Below are 1,704 nucleotides of genomic sequence, written 5' to 3'. Positions count from 1 at the left end.
GCCTTGCGGCTCCGCAAAGCGCCGAAACGGAGGGCATCCCCCCGTCTTGTAATACGGGGGGTAAAGTCACCGGAGCGAAAAAGCGTAAACCTGCAGGGGAGTCAAATTGAACCCCACCAAAACCACCATCGACTGGTTGCGTTTCAGGGCCAAAGCAGAGCCACGCGACATCCTTGAAACCCTCCGTCCTCTCTACAGCGAAGCTGGTGGGGCACTGAAGTTGCAGAGCATGGACAAGGGCATCCTTGGTTTCAAGCGAGCTGCACAAGTCAGCCTCGGCGATATGCCCATCGGGCGCATGGACTTCGGCGGCGAGTCACAGAGGGACTGGGTCCGAGTCGATCTGACCGGCAAGGCCTGCGAGTGGGTCCAAGACTGGCAGGCTATCGCGGACGTTGAAGCACTCCCAGCAGCAGAGATACGGCGGCTAGACATCGCCCTCACCACATGGGACGGAGAGGTCACACATGACCGAGTTGTCCAGGCACACACCGAAGGCCGCTTCGCAAGTACCGGACGCCCTCCAGTCCTGCAGCAGATCACCAGTAGCGACCCACGAGCTGGCCGCACTTGCTACATCGGAAAGCGCGAGCAGTCGGACAAGTTCGGGCGCTGCTACGAGAAGGGCTTCGAGATGGCTGCAAAGGCTGTCGCAAGGCATTCCGCACTCTCCCACGTCATCTCTATCAACGACAAGAAGATCGAGGACATCTACCGTTGCGAGCTGGAGCTGAAAGCAGTCACGAAGGACATCCCGTGGGAAGTGGTGGAGCGTCGCGACCAGTACTTCGCGGGTGCCTATCCGTTCTTCGGAGACATCCTGCCGAACGTGGAGGCAGACATCCTCCAGAGGCGTCCAGAGCGGGCCATTCAGGCCGATCTCGCAATGGCGCTGGAGAACTGCCGCATCCAGTTTGGACCCACTTTGTTCACCGCAATGATGGCCTACCAAGGCGACATAACGGCTGTCTGGGACAAGGTTGTCGGAAAGGCGCACAACCGCGCACTGGTGGAGGCTGGTGTCCTCATGGTTGACCACGAATAAACGAGCGCGGGAAACGGTCTGGGAGCCTCTACAAGAGGCTTTCGCGCGTATCCCAGTGCCACCCATAGGCAGACAGAGAAAACGGCTCCTAGACCCTGTGGGGCCCATCCCAGAAGCACTCTAATCCGTGGGAAAGGTGCCAGCTCGAAAAGCGGCTCCTTCGCGGCTTGATAGACAAGTGCAGCAGAGTGCAGCACAATGCTGCACATGACCAAAACCCTTTCCCCCCCTACCCGTCCACCGCGTGTCTCTGTCCCAGTTGATGCAGAGACGTTGGCGGTCTTTGAACGTCTCGCCAAGGCTGGGAACATGTCCACCGGCAAGGCAATGGCCGAATGGCTGAAGGACACCATGGAGGCCGCAGAGATGATGGCATCCACCATGGAGCGCGCAAGGGCAGCGCCAAAGCTGGTCACAGCAGAGCTACACGCGATGGTTCTTGGTCTGGCAGACAACACCAAGGAGCTGATGGACAAGTTCGGGAAGCTCGGCAGAGCGGCGCGCAGCGGGGCCGCTGGACAGGCGGGAGCCGGCCTTGCGGCTCCGCAAAGCGCCGAAACGGAGGGCATCCCCCCGTCTTGTAATACGGGGGGTAAAGTCACCGGAGCGAAAAAGCGTAAACCTGCAGGGGAGTCAAATTGAACCCCACCAAAACCACC

At 59.9% G+C, this 1,704-nt stretch carries 2 protein-coding genes; both read left to right on the top strand.

Going from position 1 to position 1,704, the window contains the following annotated elements:
• Positions 1 to 106 precede the first annotated feature (106 nt).
• A complete protein-coding gene (locus FDM28_RS17555) occupies positions 107 to 1,045 on the top strand; it encodes a replication initiation factor domain-containing protein (protein ID WP_138517532.1) in 939 nt (312 codons plus the stop codon).
• 309 nt (positions 1,046 to 1,354) lie between these two features.
• Complete coding sequence (locus FDM28_RS17550) at positions 1,355 to 1,687, top strand: hypothetical protein (protein ID WP_138517530.1); 333 nt, start codon at positions 1,355 to 1,357, stop codon at positions 1,685 to 1,687.
• Positions 1,688 to 1,704 lie beyond the last annotated feature (17 nt).

Source organism: Rhodoferax bucti, assembly GCF_005876985.1.
Taxonomy (GTDB): Bacteria; Pseudomonadota; Gammaproteobacteria; order Burkholderiales; family Burkholderiaceae_C; genus Allorhodoferax; species Allorhodoferax bucti.
This window is presented reverse-complemented; position numbering and strand designations above follow the sequence as displayed.